The organism is Streptomyces regalis (genome assembly GCF_001509475.1).
In the GTDB taxonomy this organism is placed as follows: Bacteria; Actinomycetota; Actinomycetes; order Streptomycetales; family Streptomycetaceae; genus Streptomyces; species Streptomyces regalis.
In genome coordinates this window covers 13,504-31,632 of the sequence record NZ_LLZG01000372.1, presented here as the reverse complement: position 1 = coordinate 31,632, position 18,129 = coordinate 13,504, and the positions used below count along the sequence as shown (strand labels likewise).

At 69.3% G+C, this 18,129-nt stretch carries 20 protein-coding genes; 6 read left to right on the top strand and 14 right to left on the bottom strand.

Annotated features, from left to right (window positions below):
- Nucleotides 1–5 precede the first annotated feature (5 nt).
- Both ADL12_RS35700 and ADL12_RS35695 read right to left on the bottom strand, forming a co-directional pair.
- Nucleotides 6–542, bottom strand: coding sequence for a TetR/AcrR family transcriptional regulator (locus ADL12_RS35700; protein WP_062710295.1), 537 nt, complete (start codon nucleotides 540–542; stop codon nucleotides 6–8).
- Nucleotides 542–862 carry a DMT family transporter gene (locus ADL12_RS35695; RefSeq protein ID WP_062710291.1) on the bottom strand — a complete coding sequence of 107 codons (321 nt, stop codon included), beginning with the start codon at nucleotides 860–862 and terminating at the stop codon, nucleotides 542–544. Before ADL12_RS35695 ends, ADL12_RS35700 begins: the two co-directional genes overlap by 1 nt.
- 159 nt (nucleotides 863–1,021) lie before the next feature.
- Between ADL12_RS35695 and ADL12_RS35690 the strand changes: the two genes are divergently transcribed.
- The gene (locus ADL12_RS35690; protein WP_062710288.1) at nucleotides 1,022–1,849 is read left to right on the top strand and encodes an AbfB domain-containing protein; all 828 of its coding nucleotides are present in this window, start codon (nucleotides 1,022–1,024) and stop codon (nucleotides 1,847–1,849) included.
- Between the two features lie 66 nt (nucleotides 1,850–1,915).
- Here ADL12_RS35690 and ADL12_RS35685 read toward each other — a convergent pair whose 3' ends face one another.
- The 8 genes from ADL12_RS35685 to ADL12_RS35650 form a co-directional block, all read right to left on the bottom strand.
- Nucleotides 1,916–2,248 carry a metal-sulfur cluster assembly factor gene (locus ADL12_RS35685; RefSeq protein ID WP_028809645.1) on the bottom strand — a complete coding sequence of 111 codons (333 nt, stop codon included), beginning with the start codon at nucleotides 2,246–2,248 and terminating at the stop codon, nucleotides 1,916–1,918.
- Complete coding sequence (gene sufU / locus ADL12_RS35680; protein ID WP_062710285.1) at nucleotides 2,245–2,712, bottom strand: Fe-S cluster assembly sulfur transfer protein SufU; 468 nt, start codon at nucleotides 2,710–2,712, stop codon at nucleotides 2,245–2,247. The genes ADL12_RS35685 and sufU overlap by 4 nt, the downstream gene beginning before the upstream one ends.
- Nucleotides 2,713–2,730: 18 nt before the next feature.
- On the bottom strand, nucleotides 2,731–3,987 hold the full coding sequence (locus tag ADL12_RS35675) for a cysteine desulfurase (protein ID WP_062710282.1): 1,257 nt from the start codon (nucleotides 3,985–3,987) through the stop codon (nucleotides 2,731–2,733).
- On the bottom strand, nucleotides 3,984–4,748 hold the full coding sequence (gene sufC, locus ADL12_RS35670; RefSeq protein ID WP_062710279.1) for a Fe-S cluster assembly ATPase SufC: 765 nt from the start codon (nucleotides 4,746–4,748) through the stop codon (nucleotides 3,984–3,986). The genes ADL12_RS35675 and sufC overlap by 4 nt, the downstream gene beginning before the upstream one ends.
- A gap of 7 nt (nucleotides 4,749–4,755) precedes the next feature.
- Entirely contained in the window at nucleotides 4,756–5,076 is a 321-nt protein-coding gene (locus ADL12_RS35665; protein WP_062710276.1) for a non-heme iron oxygenase ferredoxin subunit, read from the bottom strand.
- Nucleotides 5,076–6,257, bottom strand: coding sequence for a Fe-S cluster assembly protein SufD (sufD, locus tag ADL12_RS35660; RefSeq protein WP_062710273.1), 1,182 nt, complete (start codon nucleotides 6,255–6,257; stop codon nucleotides 5,076–5,078). Before sufD ends, ADL12_RS35665 begins: the two co-directional genes overlap by 1 nt.
- Nucleotides 6,258–6,319: 62 nt before the next feature.
- Complete coding sequence (gene sufB, locus ADL12_RS35655; protein WP_062710270.1) at nucleotides 6,320–7,741, bottom strand: Fe-S cluster assembly protein SufB; 1,422 nt, start codon at nucleotides 7,739–7,741, stop codon at nucleotides 6,320–6,322.
- Complete coding sequence (locus ADL12_RS35650; RefSeq protein WP_062710267.1) at nucleotides 7,738–8,490, bottom strand: helix-turn-helix transcriptional regulator; 753 nt, start codon at nucleotides 8,488–8,490, stop codon at nucleotides 7,738–7,740. The genes sufB and ADL12_RS35650 overlap by 4 nt, the downstream gene beginning before the upstream one ends.
- A gap of 172 nt (nucleotides 8,491–8,662) precedes the next feature.
- On the opposite strand from ADL12_RS35650, the gene ADL12_RS35645 reads away from it, so the two are divergent.
- From ADL12_RS35645 to ADL12_RS35630, 4 genes are all read left to right on the top strand, one after another.
- Nucleotides 8,663–9,460 (top strand): AAC(3) family N-acetyltransferase, encoded by a 798-nt coding sequence (locus ADL12_RS35645; RefSeq protein ID WP_062710264.1) that lies wholly within the window; start codon nucleotides 8,663–8,665, stop codon nucleotides 9,458–9,460.
- Nucleotides 9,461–9,505: 45 nt separating this feature from the next.
- A complete protein-coding gene (locus ADL12_RS35640; protein ID WP_062710261.1) occupies nucleotides 9,506–10,429 on the top strand; it encodes an ABC transporter ATP-binding protein in 924 nt (307 codons plus the stop codon).
- Nucleotides 10,430–10,595: 166 nt separating this feature from the next.
- Nucleotides 10,596–11,312 (top strand): ABC transporter permease, encoded by a 717-nt coding sequence (locus ADL12_RS35635; RefSeq protein ID WP_244188163.1) that lies wholly within the window; start codon nucleotides 10,596–10,598, stop codon nucleotides 11,310–11,312.
- An 85-nt stretch (nucleotides 11,313–11,397) separates the two neighbouring features.
- Nucleotides 11,398–12,411 carry a COX15/CtaA family protein gene (locus tag ADL12_RS35630; RefSeq protein WP_062710255.1) on the top strand — a complete coding sequence of 338 codons (1,014 nt, stop codon included), beginning with the start codon at nucleotides 11,398–11,400 and terminating at the stop codon, nucleotides 12,409–12,411.
- Here the strand turns inward: ADL12_RS35630 and ADL12_RS35625 are convergent.
- The 4 genes from ADL12_RS35625 to ADL12_RS35610 form a co-directional block, all read right to left on the bottom strand.
- Nucleotides 12,366–13,103, bottom strand: coding sequence for a nucleotidyltransferase domain-containing protein (locus tag ADL12_RS35625; protein ID WP_062710252.1), 738 nt, complete (start codon nucleotides 13,101–13,103; stop codon nucleotides 12,366–12,368). The genes ADL12_RS35630 and ADL12_RS35625 overlap by 46 nt on opposite strands.
- Before the next feature lie 18 nt (nucleotides 13,104–13,121).
- Nucleotides 13,122–14,228: an amidohydrolase family protein gene (locus tag ADL12_RS35620; protein WP_062710249.1), complete on the bottom strand. Its 1,107-nt coding sequence runs from the start codon at nucleotides 14,226–14,228 to the stop codon at nucleotides 13,122–13,124.
- A gap of 104 nt (nucleotides 14,229–14,332) precedes the next feature.
- Nucleotides 14,333–14,635, bottom strand: a complete 303-nt coding sequence (locus ADL12_RS35615) for a hypothetical protein (protein ID WP_062710248.1) — start codon at nucleotides 14,633–14,635, stop codon at nucleotides 14,333–14,335.
- Nucleotides 14,636–14,704: 69 nt separating this feature from the next.
- Nucleotides 14,705–15,658 carry a heme o synthase gene (locus tag ADL12_RS35610; RefSeq protein ID WP_062710245.1) on the bottom strand — a complete coding sequence of 318 codons (954 nt, stop codon included), beginning with the start codon at nucleotides 15,656–15,658 and terminating at the stop codon, nucleotides 14,705–14,707.
- A gap of 354 nt (nucleotides 15,659–16,012) precedes the next feature.
- Between ADL12_RS35610 and tkt the strand changes: the two genes are divergently transcribed.
- Nucleotides 16,013–18,100 (top strand): transketolase, encoded by a 2,088-nt coding sequence (tkt, locus tag ADL12_RS35605; RefSeq protein WP_062710242.1) that lies wholly within the window; start codon nucleotides 16,013–16,015, stop codon nucleotides 18,098–18,100.
- Nucleotides 18,101–18,129: the final 29 nt, after the last annotated feature.

Genomic DNA, 18,129 nt, shown 5'->3' with positions numbered 1-18,129 from the left:
TCGCCTCAGGGAATCACGCGGCGCAGTACCTCGCGCGCGTACCCCTCGTCGTACGGCACCTCGGTGAGCAGCACCTGCAGACAGATCCCGTCCAGCAGCGCCACCAGCGCCCGCGCGGTGACCGCGTCCGTACGGCGGGACAGCCGGTCGGCGAGATCCTGCGCCCACTCGGCGGCGACCGGCCGCAGGGCGGGGCGGCGCAGGGCGGCGAGGTAGAGCTCGTACTCCAGCTCGACGCCGGTGCGGTCGCCCGCGAGCCACTCGCCCATCCAGGCGGCGAGTTCGGTGGCGAGGTCTGTTTCCGGGTCCTCCAGGCCGCCACGCGAGGCGATCACCTTGGCGAAGCCCTCGCTCGCCTGGCGCAGGGCGGCCACCATCAGGTCGTCCAGGGTCTTGAAGTGGTACGTCGTGGAGCCGAGCGGTACGTCGGCCTCGGCGGCGACGGTGCGGTGGCTCAGCCCCGCGATGCCCTCCTCCCCGACGACCCGGATCGCCGCGTCGATGATCCGCTGGCGTCGCTCGGGGTCGTAGCGCCTGGCCATCAGTGCGCCCCTCCCAGGTTCAGCACGACCACGCCGACGATGATCAGCGCGATCCCGGCGGCCTTCACGGCGGTCATCCCCTCCCCCAGGAAGGCGATCCCTATCGCGGCGATGGCCGCGGTGCCGACGCCGGCCCAGATCGCGTACGCCGTGCCCACGGAGACGGTCTTCAGGGTCTGGGCGAGCAACGCGAAGGAGACGACGTATCCGAGCGCGGTGAGCAGCGACGGCCACAGCCTGCTGAAGCCGTCGCTGTACTTCATGGCGGTCGTGGCGGTCACCTCGGCCGCGATGGCCCCGGCGAGCAGCAGGTATCCCATGTGTACGATCGTACACAACGTTGCGTACGGCCGTACACAAAGGTCGCTCCTGCCAAACGGCTGCTCCAACAGCACTGGTTCCACTAGTGTTTCAGCGTTCACATACCGGGCCTTCGCAGCCGCGGCTGTCGTTGCGTGACGCCGCTGGAGGATCAGCGCATGCCAGAAAACAAGTCCCGGCCGCCTCAGGACCAGCCTTGGGAGAACGGCTGGGCCCCGGACACCTCCCGGGCACCGGGGACGCGCCGCCTCTGGCTGGCGGGCATGATGGCGGTGGCGACGATCGCCGCGTGCGCCACGGCAATCGTGGTGACGGACAGGGCATCTGACGAGCAGTCACGCACCGCGTCGGCCGACGACAACACGACGTTCCCCGGCCTGATCTCCTACGCCACCCCGTCGCAGGCGACTCCCCCGGAGGGCAAGAGCGGCCTGTCGACAGTCGAGGCGACCACAAAGACACCCCGCCAACAGGACGCCGGCACGCCCAAGCCGGAGCCGAAGCCGGAGCCGTCCGAGTCGCCTTCTCGCGAGGCCGGTTCACCGGCCGCCCCCAAGCCCCCGGCCACCACGTGGCGGTCCGTCCGCTCGGTCAACTACCCCGACCGCTACTGGCACGCGAGCGGCGGCTACGTGAAGCTGGACCCGGTCGGTGGCTCGGAGAGCCGCGAGGACTCCACCTTCAAACAGGTCAAGGGCCTGGCCGACGGCTCCTGCTATTCCTTCGCCACGGCCGACGGCGCCTACCTCCGCCACCGCAACTTCGTCCTGCGCTCCGAACGCCACGACGGCTCCGCCCTGTTCGCGCAGGACGCCACCTTCTGCGCCCGCTCTGCGGCGTATTCGGGCGCGGTGATGCTGGAGTCGGTCAACTACCCCGGTCGTTTCCTGCGCCACCGGGATTTCCAGCTCCGCCTGGAACCGTACGAGCACAGCGGCCAGTACCTGGCGGACTCGGCGTTCCGGTTGGTGGCGGGGCTGGCCTGAGCCCGGAACGCGCGAGTGGCCCCCGGCGAAACCGCCGAGGGCCACTGCACAGTCGTATGGACGAACTCAGACGTTGAACCCCAGCGCCCGAAGCTGCTCGCGACCGTCGTCCGTGATCTTGTCCGGGCCCCACGGCGGCATCCACACCCAGTTGATGCGCAGCTCGCTGACGAGGCCGTCCGTGGCGGACTTGGCCTGGTCCTCGATGACGTCCGTCAGCGGACAGGCCGCCGAGGTCAGGGTCATGTCGAGCGTCGCGATGTTCGCGTCGTCGATGTGGATGCCGTAGATCAGGCCGAGGTTGACGACGTCGATACCCAGCTCGGGGTCGACGACGTCGTACAGCGCCTCACGGACCTCTTCCTCCGAGGCCGGCTTCATCTCAACGGTCTCGCTCATGCCGTCTTCCTTTCGGCGTCGGCTCCGCCCAGCACCTGGGCCGTCGCGTCCTTCCACGCCATCCAGCTCAGGAGGGCGCACTTGACCCGGGCGGGGTACTTGGAGACTCCGGCGAACGCGACCGCGTCCTCCAGGACCTCCTCCATCGCGTCGTCCGGTTCGATCCGGCCCTTGGACTGCATCAGCTCCAGGAAGGTCTCCTGGATCTTCTGGGCGTCCGCGAGGTCCTTGCCGACCAGCAGTTCGTTCAGTACGGACGCCGAGGCCTGGCTGATCGAGCAGCCCTGGCCCTCGTACGAGACGTCCTCGATCTTCGTGCCGTCGTACTTCACGCGGAGGGTGATCTCGTCGCCGCACGTCGGGTTCACATGGTGTACCTCTGCGTCGCCATCCCTCAGACCACGCCCGTGCGGGTTCTTGTAGTGGTCCAGGATGACTTCCTGGTACATCGAATCCAGCTTCATGCGATCGCTCTCGTCCCGTCAGCCGAAGAAGTTCCGTACGTGCTCCAGGCCGTCCACCAGAGCATCGATCTCGGTCGGCGTGGAGTACAGATAGAACGACGCTCGCGTGGTCGCAGGAATTCCGTAGCGGAGGCAGACCGGCCGCGCGCAGTGGTGGCCGACCCGGACCGCGATGCCCTGCTCGTCGAGGACCTGGCCCACGTCGTGCGGGTGGATGTCACCGAGCGTGAAGGAGATCGCGGCGCCGCGGTCCTCGGCCGTGGTGGGGCCGATGATCCGCAGGTCCGGGACCTCCGCCAGCCGCTTCACCGCGTACTCGGTGAGCGCGTGCTCATGGGCGAGGATCTTGTCCATGCCGATCGAGTTGAGGTAGTCGATCGCCGCGCCCAGGCCGATGGCCTGCGAGACCGGGGGCGTGCCCGCCTCGAACTTGTGCGGGGCGGGAGCGTACGTCGACGAGTGCATCGACACCGTCTCGATCATCTCGCCACCGCCGAGGAACGGGGGCAGGTCCTCCAGCAGCTCCTGGCGGCCCCACAGGACGCCGATGCCGGTCGGGCCGCACATCTTGTGGCCGGTGAAGGCCACGAAGTCGGCCTGGAGCGCCTGCACGTCCAGCGGCATATGAGGAGCCGCCTGCGAGGCGTCGATGCAGACCAGCGCGCCGACCTCCTGCGCGCGGCGCACTATCGCCTCGACCGGGTTGATCGTGCCCAGGATGTTCGACACCAGCACGAAGGAGACGATCTTCGTCTTCTCCGTGATGATCTCGTCGATGTTGGACAGGTCGAGGCGGCCGTCGTCGGTCAGGCCGAACCACTTCAGCTTCGCGCCCGTGCGCTGCGCGAGCAGCTGCCACGGCACGATGTTGGAGTGGTGCTCCATCTCGGTGATGACGATCTCGGTCTCGTGGTCCACCCGGTAGGGTTCATCGGCCCAGCCGAGCATGTTCGCCACGAGGTTGAGCGACTCTGAGGCGTTCTTGGTGAAGATCACCTCGTCGCGGCTCGGCGCGTTGATGAACTCCGCGACCTTGTCACGCGCGCCCTCGTACAGCGCCGTGGCCTCCTCGGCGAGGACGTGCACGCCACGGTGGACGTTGGCGTTGTGCTGCTCGTAGTACTCGGAGAGCACGTCGAGCACCTGGCGCGGCGTCTGCGAGGTCGCCGCGTTGTCCAGGTACACGAGCTTCTTGCCGTCGTGGACGACGCGGTCCAGGATCGGGAAATCCTTGCGCAGCGCCTCGGTGTCGAGGAGGCCCGGCAGCTGTGTCACTCGGATGCGCCACCCTTCGTGTACGCCTCGTAGCCCTCGTTCTCCAGCTTGTCGGCGAGCTCGGCGCCGCCGGACTCGACGATGCGACCGCCGGAGAAGACGTGGACGTGGTCGGGCTTGATGTAGCGCAGGATGCGCGTGTAGTGCGTGATCAGCAGGGTGCCGACCTCGCCGGTCTCACGGACGCGGTTGACGCCCTCGGAGACGATGCGGAGCGCGTCGACGTCCAGACCGGAGTCCGTCTCGTCGAGGATCGCGACCTTCGGCTTGAGCAGCTCCAGCTGGAGGATCTCGTGGCGCTTCTTCTCACCGCCGGAGAAGCCCTCGTTGACGTTGCGCTCGGCGAAGGACGAGTCCATGTTGAGGCGCTCCATGGCCTCCTTGACCTCCTTCACCCAGGTGCGCAGCTTGGGGGCCTCGCCGCGGATGGCGGTGGCGGAGGTACGGAGGAAGTTCGACACGGACACACCGGGAACCTCGACCGGGTACTGCATTGCCAGGAACAGGCCGGCGCGGGCGCGCTCGTCGACGGACATCTCCAGGACGTCCTCGCCGTCGAGGGTGACGGTGCCCGAAGTGATCGTGTACTTCGGGTGACCCGCGAGCGAGTAGGCGAGGGTCGACTTGCCCGAGCCGTTGGGGCCCATGATGGCGTGCGTCTCGCCCTGCTTCACGGTGAGGTCGACGCCCTTGAGGATCTCCTTCGTGGCGTTGTCGGCCTCGACGGTGACGTGCAGGTCTCGGATTTCAAGCGTTGCCATGGGTGCCTCAGGACTCCTGGGTGAGGGAGACGAGCACGTCGTCCCCTTCGATCTTTACGGGGTATACGGGGACGGGGCGCGTCGCGGGTAGGCCGGACGGCTTGCCGGTGCGGAGGTCGAAGCTGGAGCCGTGCAGCCAGCACTCGATCTGGCAGTCCTCCACCTCGCCCTCGGAGAGCGAGACGTTCGCGTGCGAGCAGATGTCGTGGATCGCGAAGACCTCGCCCTCGGTCTGCACGATGGACACCGGCGTGCCGTCGAGTTCCACCCGCTTCGGGGTGTCCTCCTCCAGCTCGCTCAGCGCACAGGCGCGTACGAAGGTGGTCATCAGACCGACGCCTCCAGCTCCTCGTCGATCTTCGCGAGGAGGCGCTCCTCGATGTCGTCGACACCGATCTGCTGGACGAGCTCGGCGAAGAAGCCGCGGACCACCAGGCGACGGGCCTCGTCGGCGGGGATGCCGCGGGCCATCAGGTAGAACAGCTGCTCGTCGTCGAAGCGGCCGGTCGCGGAGGCGTGGCCGGCGCCGACGATCTCGCCGGTCTCGATCTCCAGGTTCGGCACGGAGTCGACCCGGGCGCCGTCGGTCAGAACCAGGTTGCGGTTCATCTCGTACGTGTCCGTGCCCTCGGCCTTGGCCTCGATGAGGACGTCACCGATCCACACCGCGTGGGCGTTGTCGCCCTGGAGGGCGCCCTTGTAGACGACGTTGGACTTGCAGTGCGGGACGTTGTGGTCGACCAGAAGGCGGTGCTCCTGGTGCTGGCCGGCGTCCGTGAAGTACAGACCGAGCAGCTCGACCTCGCCGCCGGGGCCGGCGTACGAGACGCGCGGGTGCAGCCGTACGAGGTCGCCGCCGAAGGTCACCACGACCGACTTGAACGAGGCATCCCGGCCGATGAGGGCGTTGTGCTGGGCCACGTGCACGGCCTTGTCGTCCCAGTCCTGGACGGAGACGACGGTCAGCTTGGCGCCGTCGCCCAGGATGTAGTCGACGTTGGCGGCGAGCACCGCGTCACCGGTGTGGTCGATGACGACGACGGCTTCGGCGAAGGCTCCCAGCTCGACGACCTGGTGGCCGTAGCGGACCCCGCCCTCGCCGTGCACGGCGATGCGGATCGGCTCGGTGAGGACCGTCTCCTTGGGGACGGTGACCACGCCGGCCTTCTCGAACGCCGAGTACGCCTGGGCGGCGATGCGGTCCACCGGGGTGCCGGCCTTGCCGATCCGGGCGTCGTCACGGCCGACGGTCTCGACGGTGACGCCCTCGGGGGCCTGCACGTCGACCTTCACGCCGTCACCGGTCACGACGGCGGTGCCGTCGTGCAGCCCGCGCAGGCGCTCCAGCGGGGTGAACCGCCACTCCTCCTCGCGGCCGTGCGGGACCGGGAAGTCCGCGACGTCGAAGGACGGGGGCGCGCTCATGCGCGTGGCGACGGTCGACTCGGCGGCCACCGCGATCTGGCCCGCGGTGGTGGACCCCACGGGGATGTTCTGAGCCTCAGCCATGGCTGTCGGTCTGCTCTCTTTCCTACGTCAGATTTCGCTAGCTGTTGTCCGGAGGGCGGGCCTTAGCCGACCGCGCCTTCCATCTGCAGCTCGATCAGCCGGTTGAGCTCGAGGGCGTACTCCATGGGCAGCTCCTTCGCGATGGGCTCGACGAAGCCGCGCACGATCATCGCCATCGCCTCGAACTCGCTGAGGCCTCGGCTCATCAGGTAGAAGAGCTGGTCCTCGGAGACCTTGGAGACGGTCGCCTCGTGGCCCATGGACACGTCGTCCTCACGGACGTCCACGTAGGGGTACGTGTCGGAGCGGGAGATGGTGTCGACGAGCAGCGCGTCGCACAGCACGTTCGACTTGGAGCCGTGGGCGCCCTCGCCGATCTCGACGAGACCGCGGTAGGACGTACGACCACCACCACGCGCCACGGACTTCGACACGATGTTGGAGGAGGTGTTCGGCGCCATGTGGACCATCTTGGAGCCGGCGTCCTGGTGCTGCCCCTCGCCCGCGAAGGCGATGGACAGGGTCTCGCCCTTGGCGTGCTCGCCCATCAGGTAGACGGCCGGGTACTTCATCGTCACCTTGGAGCCGATGTTGCCGTCGATCCACTCCATGGTCGCGCCCTCGTAGGCGACGGCGCGCTTGGTGACCAGGTTGTAGACGTTGTTCGACCAGTTCTGGATGGTCGTGTAGCGGCAGCGGGCGTTCTTCTTGACGATGATCTCGACGACCGCGGAGTGCAGCGAGTCCGACTTGTAGATCGGGGCCGTGCAGCCCTCGACGTAGTGCACGTAGGCACCCTCGTCGACGATGATCAGGGTCCGCTCGAACTGGCCCATGTTCTCCGTGTTGATGCGGAAGTAGGCCTGGAGCGGGATCTCGACGTGCACGCCCGGCGGCACGTAGATGAAGGAGCCACCCGACCACACGGCGGTGTTCAGGGAGGCGAACTTGTTGTCACCGACCGGGATGACGGTGCCGAAGTACTCCTTGAAGAGCTCCGGGTGCTCCTTCAGCGCGGTGTCGGTGTCGAGGAAGATGACGCCCTGCTCCTCCAGGTCCTCGCGGATCTGGTGGTAGACGACCTCGGACTCGTACTGGGCCGCGACACCGGCGACGAGGCGCTGCTTCTCCGCCTCGGGGATGCCGAGCTTGTCGTACGTGTTCTTGATGTCCTCGGGCAGGTCCTCCCAGGACTCCGCCTGCTTCTCCGTGGAACGTACGAAGTACTTGATGTTGTCGAAGTCGATACCGGAAAGATCCGAGCCCCAGTTCGGCATGGGCTTCTTGTCGAAGAGACGCAGGCCCTTGAGACGAAGCTTGGTCATCCACTCCGGCTCGGACTTCTTCGCGGAGATGTCCTTGACGACATCGTCGCTCAGACCGCGCTTCGCAGAGGCGCCGGCTTCGTCGGAGTCGGCCCAGCCGTATTCGTACTTGCCCAGACCCTCGAGCTCAGGGTGGGCAGTCTCCGTGGGGAGAGTCATGCGGGGTTCCTCCCGGCCGTGCTTGCAGGTGCGTTATGGGTGGTGTGGGAAATCTTTGGGATGAACGTCGTGCAGACGCCGTCGCCGTGCGCGATGGTCGCCAGTCGCTGGACGTGCGTTCCGAGCAGTTCGGCGAAGATCTCCGTCTCCGCCTCGCACAGCTGCGGGAACTGCTCCGCGACGTGGGCGACCGGGCAGTGGTGCTGGCACAGCTGCTCGCCTTTTTGCGGGAGGGGTGCGCTGCGCGCCGTAGCAGCGTACCCGTCGGCGCTCAGGGCCTTGGCCAGGGCTTCGGTGCGCTCGTCAGGGCTGACGGCCTCGATCGCCTTGCGGTACGCGCTCGCCTGGGCGGCGATCCGGGCCCGGGCGAAGGCGGCGACCGCCTCGCTCCCGCCCTCGCGCTCGGCGATCCACTTCAGGGCGTCCGCGGCGAGCTTGTCGTACGACTGGTCGAAGGCGTCGCGACCGCAGTCGGTGAGCGCGAAGACCTTGGCGGGACGGCCACGCGTGCGCGTGCCGTACACCCGCTGCTCCCTGGCCTCCACGACGTCGTCCGCGACGAGCGCGTCCAGATGCCTGCGTACGGCGGCCTGGGTGAGCCCCAGCCGGCCGGCCAGCTCGGCGACGGTCGACGGCCCGTGGTCCAGGATGGATCGCGCGACCCGGTTGCGCGTGGAGCGCTCCCCGGTCGCGAACTCCTCCTGGGAGGTCCCCATGGGGGTCTCCCGAGCCTCGCCGACGTTTTTCACAACGCCATTGTTGCGTAATTCCTCAGGACCGGGCAAGCCGCGTCCGGGCCACCCGACGGTGCCCTGCGTCACTTAGGCATACCTAATCTGACCTGCGGAAATGATCATTGATCGATCAAACGGGGTCCAATTCAGTGGCGCCGCCGAGCCCCCTTCCGGGACACTCCGAACCATGTCGACACCCCCTCCGACCGGCCCACTTGTCACCCGGGCCACCCTCGCCGCACAACTGCGCGAGCTCGGCGTCCGAAGCGGTGAAACGCTTCTCGTGCACTCCTCCCTCAGCTCCCTCGGCTGGGTCTGCGGAGGATCGGTCACGGCCGTCCAGGGACTCCTCGACGCGCTCGGCCCGGACGGCACTTTGGTGGTCCCGACCCAGTCCGGCGATCTCTCCGATCCGGCGGCGTGGCGCAATCCGCTGGTGCCCGAGGAGTGGTGGGAGACGATCCGGTCCACGATGCCGGTCTACGACCCCCGCGTCACGCCCACGCTCGGGATGGGCGTGATCCCGGAGACCGTACGGACGTGGCCGGGCGCCCTGCGCAGTGCGCATCCCCACAGCTCGTTCGCCGCCGTCGGCCCGCGCGCCGAGGAGGTGACCGCCGGACATGCAGCCGACTGCAGCCTGGGCGAGCGCAGCCCGCTGGCCCGGCTCGAGGAGCTCCACGCGCGCGTGCTGATGCTGGGCGCGGGCTGGGACACCTGCACCAGCTTCCACCTGGCCGAATACCGGATCCCGGCACCGCTCGTGAAGCTGGGCCGCCCGGGACCGGCCGGCTGGGAGGTGGTCACCGAGGTGTCGATCACCTCGGACCGTTTCGACGAGCTGGGGCACGACTTCGAGCGGGACCGTCCCGTCGTGCGCGGAAAGGTCGGCGCGGCCGACGCACGGCTGTTCCCCGTGGCCGACGCGGTGGCGTACGCGGTGCGGTGGCTGGAGATACACCGGCCCCGCGCGGAGGAGATGTGAACCCGGCCGTATGGGGGACGAGCCACGTACCTAGACTCTGGAGCCATGCGAACTGAGCCCGTGGTCCAGGTCCAGGCCCTGGTGAAGCGGTACGGCACCAAGACCGCGGTGAACGGCCTCGACCTGGTGGCCGAGGCGGGCGTGACCGCCGTCCTCGGGCCCAACGGTGCGGGCAAGACGACGACGGTCGAGACCTGCGAGGGGTACCGGAAGCCGGACTCCGGCACGGTGCGCGTCCTGGGCCTCGACCCCGTGAGACAGTCCGGCGAGCTGCGGCCCCGTATCGGCGTGATGCTGCAGTCCGACGGCGTGTACTCGGGCGCGCGGGCGGACGAGATGCTGCGGCATGTGGCGAAGCTGCACGCGCACCCCCTGGACGTCGACGCCCTCATCGAGCGGCTCGGTCTCGGCAGCTGCGGCCGGACCACGTACCGCCGTCTCTCCGGCGGTCAGCAGCAGCGGCTGGCGCTCGCCATGGCCGTGGTCGGCCGCCCGGAGCTGGTGTTCCTGGACGAGCCGACCGCCGGGCTCGACCCGCAGGCGCGCCGGGCCACCTGGGACCTGGTCCGGGACCTGCGCTCCGACGGCGTCTCGGTGATCCTCACCACCCACTACATGGACGAGGCCGAGCAGCTCGCCGACGACGTCGCGATCATCGACGCGGGCCGGGTCATCGCCCAGGGCTCCCCGGAGGAGCTGTGCCGCGGCGGCGCCGAGAACACCCTCCGCTTCTCCGGCCGCCCCGGCCTGGACGTGGGGTCCCTGCTGAAGGCCCTGCCCGCCGACTGCACGGCCGCGGAGCTGACGCCGGGTTCGTACCGGGTCGTCGGCAAGGTCGACCCCCAGCTGCTCGCGACGGTGACGTCGTGGTGTGCGCAGCACGGGGTGATGCCGGAGAAGATCTCGGTCGAGCGGCACACCCTCGAAGACGTGTTCTTGGAACTCACCGGCAAGGAGCTGCGCTCATGATTCCGGCCCAGACAGAGATCGGCCGGGGGTCCGGGCCGCGGCGCAGCCGCAATCAGGCGCAGCGTCCCCCGGGAAAACACAGCTTGGAGCTCACCGGCAAGGAGCTGCGCTCGTGACGACCACCGGCACCTACACCCCCAAGCCGGGCGCGGCTCCCCTCCCCCGCATGATCGCGACCCAGGCGGCGCTCGAGACGAAGATGCTGCTGCGCAACGGCGAGCAGCTGCTCCTGACCGTCGTGATCCCCACCCTCCTGTTGGCCCTGTTCAGCTCGGTGGACATCGTCGACACCGGCGCCGGCGAGGCCGTCGACTTCCTCACCCCCGGCATCCTCGCCCTCGCCGTGATGTCGACGGCGTTCACGGGGCAGGCGATCGCCACGGGCTTCGAGCGCCGGTACGGCGTCCTGAAGCGGCTGGCCTCCTCCCCGCTGCCCCGCTGGGCCCTGATGACGGCGAAGACGGCGTCGGTGCTGGTCACCGAGGTCCTGCAGATTCTCCTGCTGACGGTGATCGCCTTCGCGCTGGGCTGGTCGCCGCACGGCAACCCGGCAGCCGTCGTCCTCCTGCTGATCCTGGGGACGGCCGCCTTCTCGGGTCTGGGCCTGCTGATGGCCGGCACCCTCAAGGCCGAGGCCACCCTGGCCGCCGCCAACCTGGTCTTCCTGCTCCTGCTCGTCGGCGGCGGGGTCATCGTGCCGCTGGACAAGTTCCCGCCCGGCGCGCAGGACGTCCTCGGACTGCTGCCGATCTCGGCCCTGTCGGACGGGCTGCGCGACGTGCTCCAGCACGGGGCCGGGATGCCCTGGGCCGACCTGGGGATTCTGGGCGTGTGGGCGGTCGTCGGGCTGACGGCCGCGGGGAAGTTCTTCCGCTGGGAGTAGGTTCTTCTGCCGGGAGCAGGTCGGGGGCAGGCCTCCCGGGGACCCTCGTGAAAGCGTGCACAAGCGGCCGCCTACGATAGGGCGCGTGCCAAACGTGACCCGCGCCGACGCCGTAGCGGCCGTGCGCAACCCGCTCGCCTTCATCGCCGCACGCTGGACCCCGACACCGAGGACGGTCCAGCGGGCAGCTCTCGCCGCGCTCGTGATGTCGGTGCTCATCGTGGTCACCGGCGGTGCGGTACGCCTCACCGGTTCGGGGCTCGGCTGCCCGACCTGGCCCAAGTGCACCGACGACTCGCTCACCGCCACCAGCGAGATGGGCCTGCACGGTGCCATCGAGTTCGGCAACCGCATGCTGACGTACGTGCTGTGCGCCGCGGTCGGCTGGGCGATCATCGCCGCGCGCTCCGAGAAGCCGTACCGGCGCGGCCTGACCCGGCTGGGCTGGGCGCAGTTCTGGATCGTGATGAGCAACGCCGTGCTCGGCGGCATCGTCGTCCTGGTCGGGCTCAACCCCTACACGGTCGCGGCGCACTTCGTGGCGACGTCCGCCCTCATCGCGGTCGCCACGGCGATGTGGCAGCGCACCCGGGAGGGCGATGCGGCGCCGCGTCCCCTGGTCGGCAAGGCGGTGCAGCAGCTGGTGTGGGTTCTGGTCGGGGCCTCGGTGCTGCTGATCCTGGTCGGCACGGTGGTCACCGGCGCGGGTCCGCACGCGGGTGACTCCAGCGAGGTCGAGCGGATGCCGCTGGACTGGGAGAACGTCACCAAGCTGCACGCCGTGCTGGCCTGGATCGTGGTCACGCTGACGTTCGCCCTGTGGTTCGTCCTCAAGGCCGTCGACGCCCCGAAGGGGCCCCTCAACCGCACCCGCGACCTCTTCCTGATCCTCCTCGGCCAGGGCGTCATCGGCTACGTCCAGTACTTCACGGACCTGCCTGAGCTCCTGGTCGGCCTGCACATGTTCGGCTCGGCCGTGACGTGGATCGCCGTGCTGCGCGTGCTGCTGTCACTTCGGGAACGGCCCGAGGCGGAACTGCCCGACCTGCCCGTTCAGTCGTACGAGGCCACGAGCGCGTCGATCGCCGGCCCCAGGTAGTCCCGGGTCAGCCCGGCCCTGCGCGCCGCCCACTCCTCGGTCGGCGGCGCGGCATCGTCGTAGCGGCGGCTGCGGATGTCCTCGACGACCTCCACGGGCGCCCCGAGGCCGGGCAGCAGGTCCAGGGCCTCCCGCTTGGAGATCAGGCGGCCGTCGCGCAGGGTGACGCCTGCCCGGGCGAAGGTGATCAGCCCCAGGCCGACCCAGACGTCCCGCGTCCACAAGGGAGCGTTGTCGACGGCCGGCCGCCAGAAGTCCCGCTGGTCGCGTACGACGAAGTCGCCGAGCTCCCGGTCCGAAACCGGCGGCAGCAGGGCGGCGGGCGCCTGCCCGTACAGCACTCGTCCGAAGGCGTGCAGCTCGCGCCGGGTCACCGGGGTCACCGTCCGTGTGAACAGTTCCTCGTGCGCCCAGGTGAGATGGCGCCGCCCGGGGTCACCCGCCGACTCGGGCGTCAGGTACGTGCAGTGCAGCTGCGCGGCGAGCGGCTCGGTCCGCAGCCGGGCGTGGAGCTTCGCCAGCCGCCAGACGGTGCGGGGCGTGAGCGGGCCGTCCAGTACGGCGATCAGGTCCAGGTCGCTGCGACCCTCCTGGTAGTCGCCCCCGGCGAGCGAGCCGTGCGCCCAGACGGCGAGGGGAGCGAGCGGATTCAGCTCCGTGAGAAAGCGGTCGAGTAAGGCGTCCGTCGGCATCCGCCCAGTCTGTACGGCTCACTCCAGCCTGTACACCCGGCGCGCGTTCCCGGCCGCCACCATGCCCGCCACCCGTTGGGCGTCCGCCAGCGACCAGGCCCCCTCGGCCACCCAGCCGCCGAGCACCCGGCCGAGTGCCTCGCGGAAGAGACGGGCCCCCACCACATGCAGTTCGGGCAGGCCCTGGGCCCCGCTGGAGAAGAGGATCTTGCCGAAGGGGGCCAGCTCCAGGATCTCGGCGAGGATCGTGGCCGCGCGGGCGCCGGTGCGGATGAGGGCGGCGCCCGAGTCGGCGTACACGTGCGGGAAGACGCCGGCCAGGTGGGCGGCGTGGCGGTGGTACGGGTAGCCGTGCAGCAGGACCAGGTCGGTGCCGAGGCCGGCCGTCGCGCGGACGAAGTCCGTCAGCAGGACGGGGTCCGTGCGGTCGATGCGCAGGCCCGGCTCCCCCAGCCCCGCGTGCAGCTGGAGCGGCAGTCCGGACGCCACGGCGATCCACAGCAGGTGCCGGAGCAGCACCGGGTCGCTCAGCTCGCCGCCGACGGTGCGTGCCGCCAGCCAGCGCCCCGCCGCGCCCCGTACCTCCCCCGGCCCCGGCGGCTCGGGCGCGAGGGCCAGGCCGTGCCGTACGCCCGCCACGGACGTGAAGGCCACCGCGTGCACGGCCGCGCCGTGCACCGACTCGGCGAGGTTGGCGAGGAACGACTCGACGGTGCCCGAAGTGTCGGCGACCTGTTCGGCGAGGAGTTCGAGGCGCACGATCTCGCGGGCCTCGGCGGACGCGGCCGACGCCATCTCCGGGGGGCCGGTGAGATCGCCGGGCAGACCCGTGTCGATCAGATACGTCGTGATGCCGCTGCCGCGCAGCAGGCGCCGACCCGCCTCCAGTACGCCGAGTTCACGGCGCCTGGCGAGATAGCGGGCGGGCCGGCAGTGCGGTTCCAGGCCGAGCAGTGGGGGGCACCAGCGGCGTACGGCGAAACCGGTCTGCGTGTCGAAGAGCGTGGTGCCGGGAGCCGGTGGGCCCTCGGTGCGGGCCAGCTGGGCCTCGAAGGTGCCGAGGCCCAGTTCCGTGCGCAGTACGCCGTGGCAGTACTGGTCCACGAGGGACGGCGTTTCGATCATCCGGGCTCCCCGTGGGCTGGACCGTGTGCTCCTCACAGGTCCTAACGGGTGAACCGGGCATCAGGTGTTGGCGTCACACACCCCATGCGAAACACCGACAGGTCTCAGCCGTTGCTCGGTCCGCCGACCTGGATGCCCGCCATGCGGCTCCACTCGTACGGGCCGGTCTTCACCTTCGCCGCGAACTCGCCGTCGAAGGACTCGTGGGCCGTGACGCCGGACTTCTCGACCGCCTTCTCGGCGATCTCGTACGACGGTGCCACCAGGTCGCCCCAGCCGCCGTCCTCACCGACGAGGACGATGCGGGCGCCGCGCTGTCCGATGTACGCGACCTGGGCCTCGGCGCCGCCGTGGGACTTCGCGAAGGTGCTGATCTGCTTGGCCAGCTTGGCCACCTTGTCTGCCATGACCAGGATGCTACCGACGGGTAGATCGAATGGCGACGGGCGGGGTGAGTGACCCGTGCCTCAGAGCGCCTACCTCAGGAACGGGTCCACCGCGACGGCCACGAACAGCAGCGACACGTAGGTGATCGACCAGTGGAACAGGCGCATCTCCTTCAGCTTCGCGCCCGTCACCTCCGCCTTGGCGCGGTTCTGCAGCGCGTGCGCCTCCCACAGCCACCAGCAGCCCGCGCCCAGCGCGACCGCGGTGTAGAGCCAGCCCGTGTAGCCGAGCGGCGTGAGCAGCAGCGAGACCGCCACCATCACCCAGCTGTAGATGACGATCTGCTTGGCGACGACCTTGTTGGAAGCCATGACCGGAAGCATCGGCACGCCCACGCGCGCGTAGTCGTCCTTCACCTTCATGGACAGCGGCCAGTAGTGCGGCGGCGTCCAGAAGAAGATCACCAGGAAGAGGATGACCGGCGCCCAGGTGAGGGAGTTCGTGACGGCCGTCCAGCCGATCAGCACCGGCATGCAGCCCGCGATGCCGCCCCACACGATGTTCTGCGACGTACGGCGCTTGAGGATCATCGTGTAGACGACGACATAGAAGAGGAGTGCGCCGAGGGAGAGCCAGGCGCTCAGCCAGTTGACGGTCAGGCCGAACAGCAGCGTCGAGACGACCGCCAGCGTGATGCCGAAGGCCAGGCACTCGCGCGGGCTCACCATCCCGGTGACCAGCGGGCGCTGCGAGGTGCGGTCCATGAGCGCGTCGATGTCACGGTCGATGTACATGTTCAGCGCGTTGGCGCCGCCGGCCGAGAGGAAGCCGCCGATGCAGGTGAGGAGCACCAGACCGAGGTCGGGCACACCCTGCTCGGCGAGGAACATCACCGGCACGGTGGTGATCAGCAGCAGCTCGATGATCCGCGGCTTGGTCAGCGCCACGAACGCCTTGACCCGGGCCCCGATCGGCCGCCGGCTCGGGCTCTGGCTCGTCCCGATAATCCCCGCTGGACGGGATTCAACGGCCGTCACGCACACCCCTGACAGAGATATCCCAGCAAGCCTCCCCGTGTGAAGTCCCGGTAAAGGCTCGCGCGTACCACGCCACTGTAGACGTTGCCCAGACCCGGACATTCGCGGGGGTCGGGTCGTGTTGAGGAGCACCGTCGGAAGAGCTCGCCACCACTCTGTTGAGCACTCGGACGAGCGGCTGCGTATTCAGTTGCCGAATGCGATCCAGCCCAGCGGGGAGGCGGATCCCCGAGAGTCCCGGCAGTCTGGAATGACTCGAAAAGACGCACGTACTTACGGGGGTAGGCTCGACCACGGCCGGGGCGCCCCGTGCACCGGCATTCGACATGCGTGACATGTGGAGAGGAGCCCTGACCCAGGGTGAGCACCAAGCCGACCACCACAGACCTCGAGTGGACCGAGTTGGACCAGCGGGCCGTCGACACCGCCCGCGTCCTGGCCGCCGATGCCGTACAGAAGGTCGGCAACGGCCATCCGGGTACGGCGATGAGCCTGGCGCCTGCCGCCTACACCCTCTTCCAGAAGGTGATGCGGCACGACCCGGCCGACCCGGAGTGGGTCGCGCGCGACCGCTTCGTGCTGTCCGCCGGACACTCGTCCCTGACCCTCTACACCCAGCTGTACCTGGCCGGCTTCGGCCTGGAGCTGGACGACCTGAAGGCGTTCCGGACGTGGGGTTCGAAGACCCCCGGTCACCCGGAGTACGGGCACACCAAGGGTGTCGAGACGACGACCGGCCCGCTCGGCCAGGGTGTCGCCAACGCCGTCGGCATGGCCATGGCCGCCCGCTACGAGCGTGGTCTGTTCGACCCGGAGGCCCCCGAGGGCAGCTCCCCCTTCGACCACTTCGTCTACGTCATCGCCGGTGACGGCTGCCTCCAGGAGGGCATCTCCGCCGAGGCGTCCTCGCTGGCCGGCCACCAGAAGCTCGGCAACCTCGTCCTGCTGTGGGACGACAACCACATCTCGATCGAGGGCGACACCGAGACGGCCGTCTCCGAGGACGTCTGCAAGCGCTACGAGGCGTACGGCTGGCACGTGCAGCGCGTCGAGCCGCAGGAGAGCGGCGACCTCGACCCGGCCGCCATCCACGACGCCATCCAGAAGGCCAAGGCGGTCACGGACAAGCCGTCCTTCATCGCGATGCGCTCGATCATCGCCTGGCCTGCCCCGAACGCGCAGAACACCGAGGCCGCCCACGGCTCGGCGCTCGGCGACGACGAGGTCGCGGCCACCAAGCGCGTCCTCGGCTTCGACCCGGAGCAGAGCTTCGAGGTCTCCGACGAGGTCATCGTCCACACCCGCCAGGCCCTCGACCGCGGTCGCCAGGCGAAGGCGGAGTGGGAGAAGCAGCTCCAGGAGTGGCGCAACAGCAACCCGGAGCGCGCCGCCGAGTTCGACCGCGTCAGCAAGGGCGAGCTGCCCACGGGCTGGGAGGAGAAGCTTCCGGTCTTCGAGCCCGGCAAGGGCGTCGCGACGCGTGCCGCGTCCGGCAAGGTCCTCCAGGCGCTGGGTGCCGTCATCCCCGAGCTGTGGGGTGGCTCGGCCGACCTGGCCGGCTCCAACAACACGACGATCGACAAGGACAGTTCGTTCCTGCCTGCGGACAACCCGCTGCCGGAGGCGAACCCGTACGGCCGCACGATCCACTTCGGCATCCGCGAGCACGCCATGGCCGCGGAGATGAACGGCATCGCGCTGCACGGCAACACCCGTATCTACGGCGGCACCTTCCTCGTCTTCTCCGACTACATGCGCAACGCCGTGCGCCTGTCGGCGCTGATGCACCTGCCGGTGACGTACGTGTGGACCCACGACTCCATCGGTCTGGGTGAGGACGGCCCGACCCACCAGCCCATCGAGCACCTCGCCTCGCTGCGCGCCATCCCGGGCCTCAATGTCGTCCGCCCGGCCGACGCCAACGAGACCGCGGTCGCCTGGCGCGAGATCCTCAAGCGCTACACGAAGGTCTTCGGCAAGGGCGCCCCGCACGGTCTGGCGCTGACCCGTCAGGGCGTGCCGACGTACGAGCCCAACGAGGACGCGGCCAAGGGCGGTTACGTCCTGTTCGAGGCCTCCACCGGGACGCCCGAGGTGGTCCTCATCGCCACCGGTTCCGAGGTGCACGTCGCCGTCGAGGCGCGCGAGCAGCTGGAGGCCGACGGTGTGCCGACGCGGGTCGTGTCCATGCCGTCCGTGGAGTGGTTCGAGGAGCAGGACCAGGGGTACCGGGACAGCGTCCTGCCGCCGTCGGTGAAGGCGCGCGTCGCGGTCGAGGCCGGGATCGGTCTGACCTGGCAGAAGTACGTCGGGGACGCCGGCCGCATCGTTTCCCTGGAGCACTTCGGTGCTTCCGCCGACGGCAAGGTCCTCTTCCGCGAGTTCGGCTTCACTGCCGAGAACGTGGCCGCCAAGGCCCGGGAATCCCTCGCCGCTGCCCAGCGCTGACGCTCATATACGACACGTAGGAGATGTAA

Bases quoted from the DNA above. Each gene is read 5' to 3' on its own strand.
- ADL12_RS35700 (WP_062710295.1), bottom strand. From the start codon at position 542: ATGGCCAGGCGCTACGACCCCGAGCGACGCCAGCGGATCATCGACGCG.
- ADL12_RS35695 (WP_062710291.1), bottom strand. From the start codon at position 862: ATGGGATACCTGCTGCTCGCCGGGGCCATCGCGGCCGAGGTGACCGCC.
- ADL12_RS35690 (WP_062710288.1), top strand. From the start codon at position 1,022: ATGCCAGAAAACAAGTCCCGGCCGCCTCAGGACCAGCCTTGGGAGAAC.
- ADL12_RS35685 (WP_028809645.1), bottom strand. From the start codon at position 2,248: ATGAGCGAGACCGTTGAGATGAAGCCGGCCTCGGAGGAAGAGGTCCGT.
- sufU (WP_062710285.1), bottom strand. From the start codon at position 2,712: ATGAAGCTGGATTCGATGTACCAGGAAGTCATCCTGGACCACTACAAG.
- sufC (WP_062710279.1), bottom strand. From the start codon at position 4,748: ATGGCAACGCTTGAAATCCGAGACCTGCACGTCACCGTCGAGGCCGAC.
- ADL12_RS35665 (WP_062710276.1), bottom strand. From the start codon at position 5,076: ATGACCACCTTCGTACGCGCCTGTGCGCTGAGCGAGCTGGAGGAGGAC.
- sufD (WP_062710273.1), bottom strand. From the start codon at position 6,257: ATGGCTGAGGCTCAGAACATCCCCGTGGGGTCCACCACCGCGGGCCAG.
- sufB (WP_062710270.1), bottom strand. From the start codon at position 7,741: ATGACTCTCCCCACGGAGACTGCCCACCCTGAGCTCGAGGGTCTGGGC.
- ADL12_RS35645 (WP_062710264.1), top strand. From the start codon at position 8,663: ATGTCGACACCCCCTCCGACCGGCCCACTTGTCACCCGGGCCACCCTC.
- ADL12_RS35640 (WP_062710261.1), top strand. From the start codon at position 9,506: ATGCGAACTGAGCCCGTGGTCCAGGTCCAGGCCCTGGTGAAGCGGTAC.
- ADL12_RS35635 (WP_244188163.1), top strand. From the start codon at position 10,596: ATGATCGCGACCCAGGCGGCGCTCGAGACGAAGATGCTGCTGCGCAAC.
- ADL12_RS35625 (WP_062710252.1), bottom strand. From the start codon at position 13,103: ATGCCGACGGACGCCTTACTCGACCGCTTTCTCACGGAGCTGAATCCG.
- ADL12_RS35620 (WP_062710249.1), bottom strand. From the start codon at position 14,228: ATGATCGAAACGCCGTCCCTCGTGGACCAGTACTGCCACGGCGTACTG.
- ADL12_RS35615 (WP_062710248.1), bottom strand. From the start codon at position 14,635: ATGGCAGACAAGGTGGCCAAGCTGGCCAAGCAGATCAGCACCTTCGCG.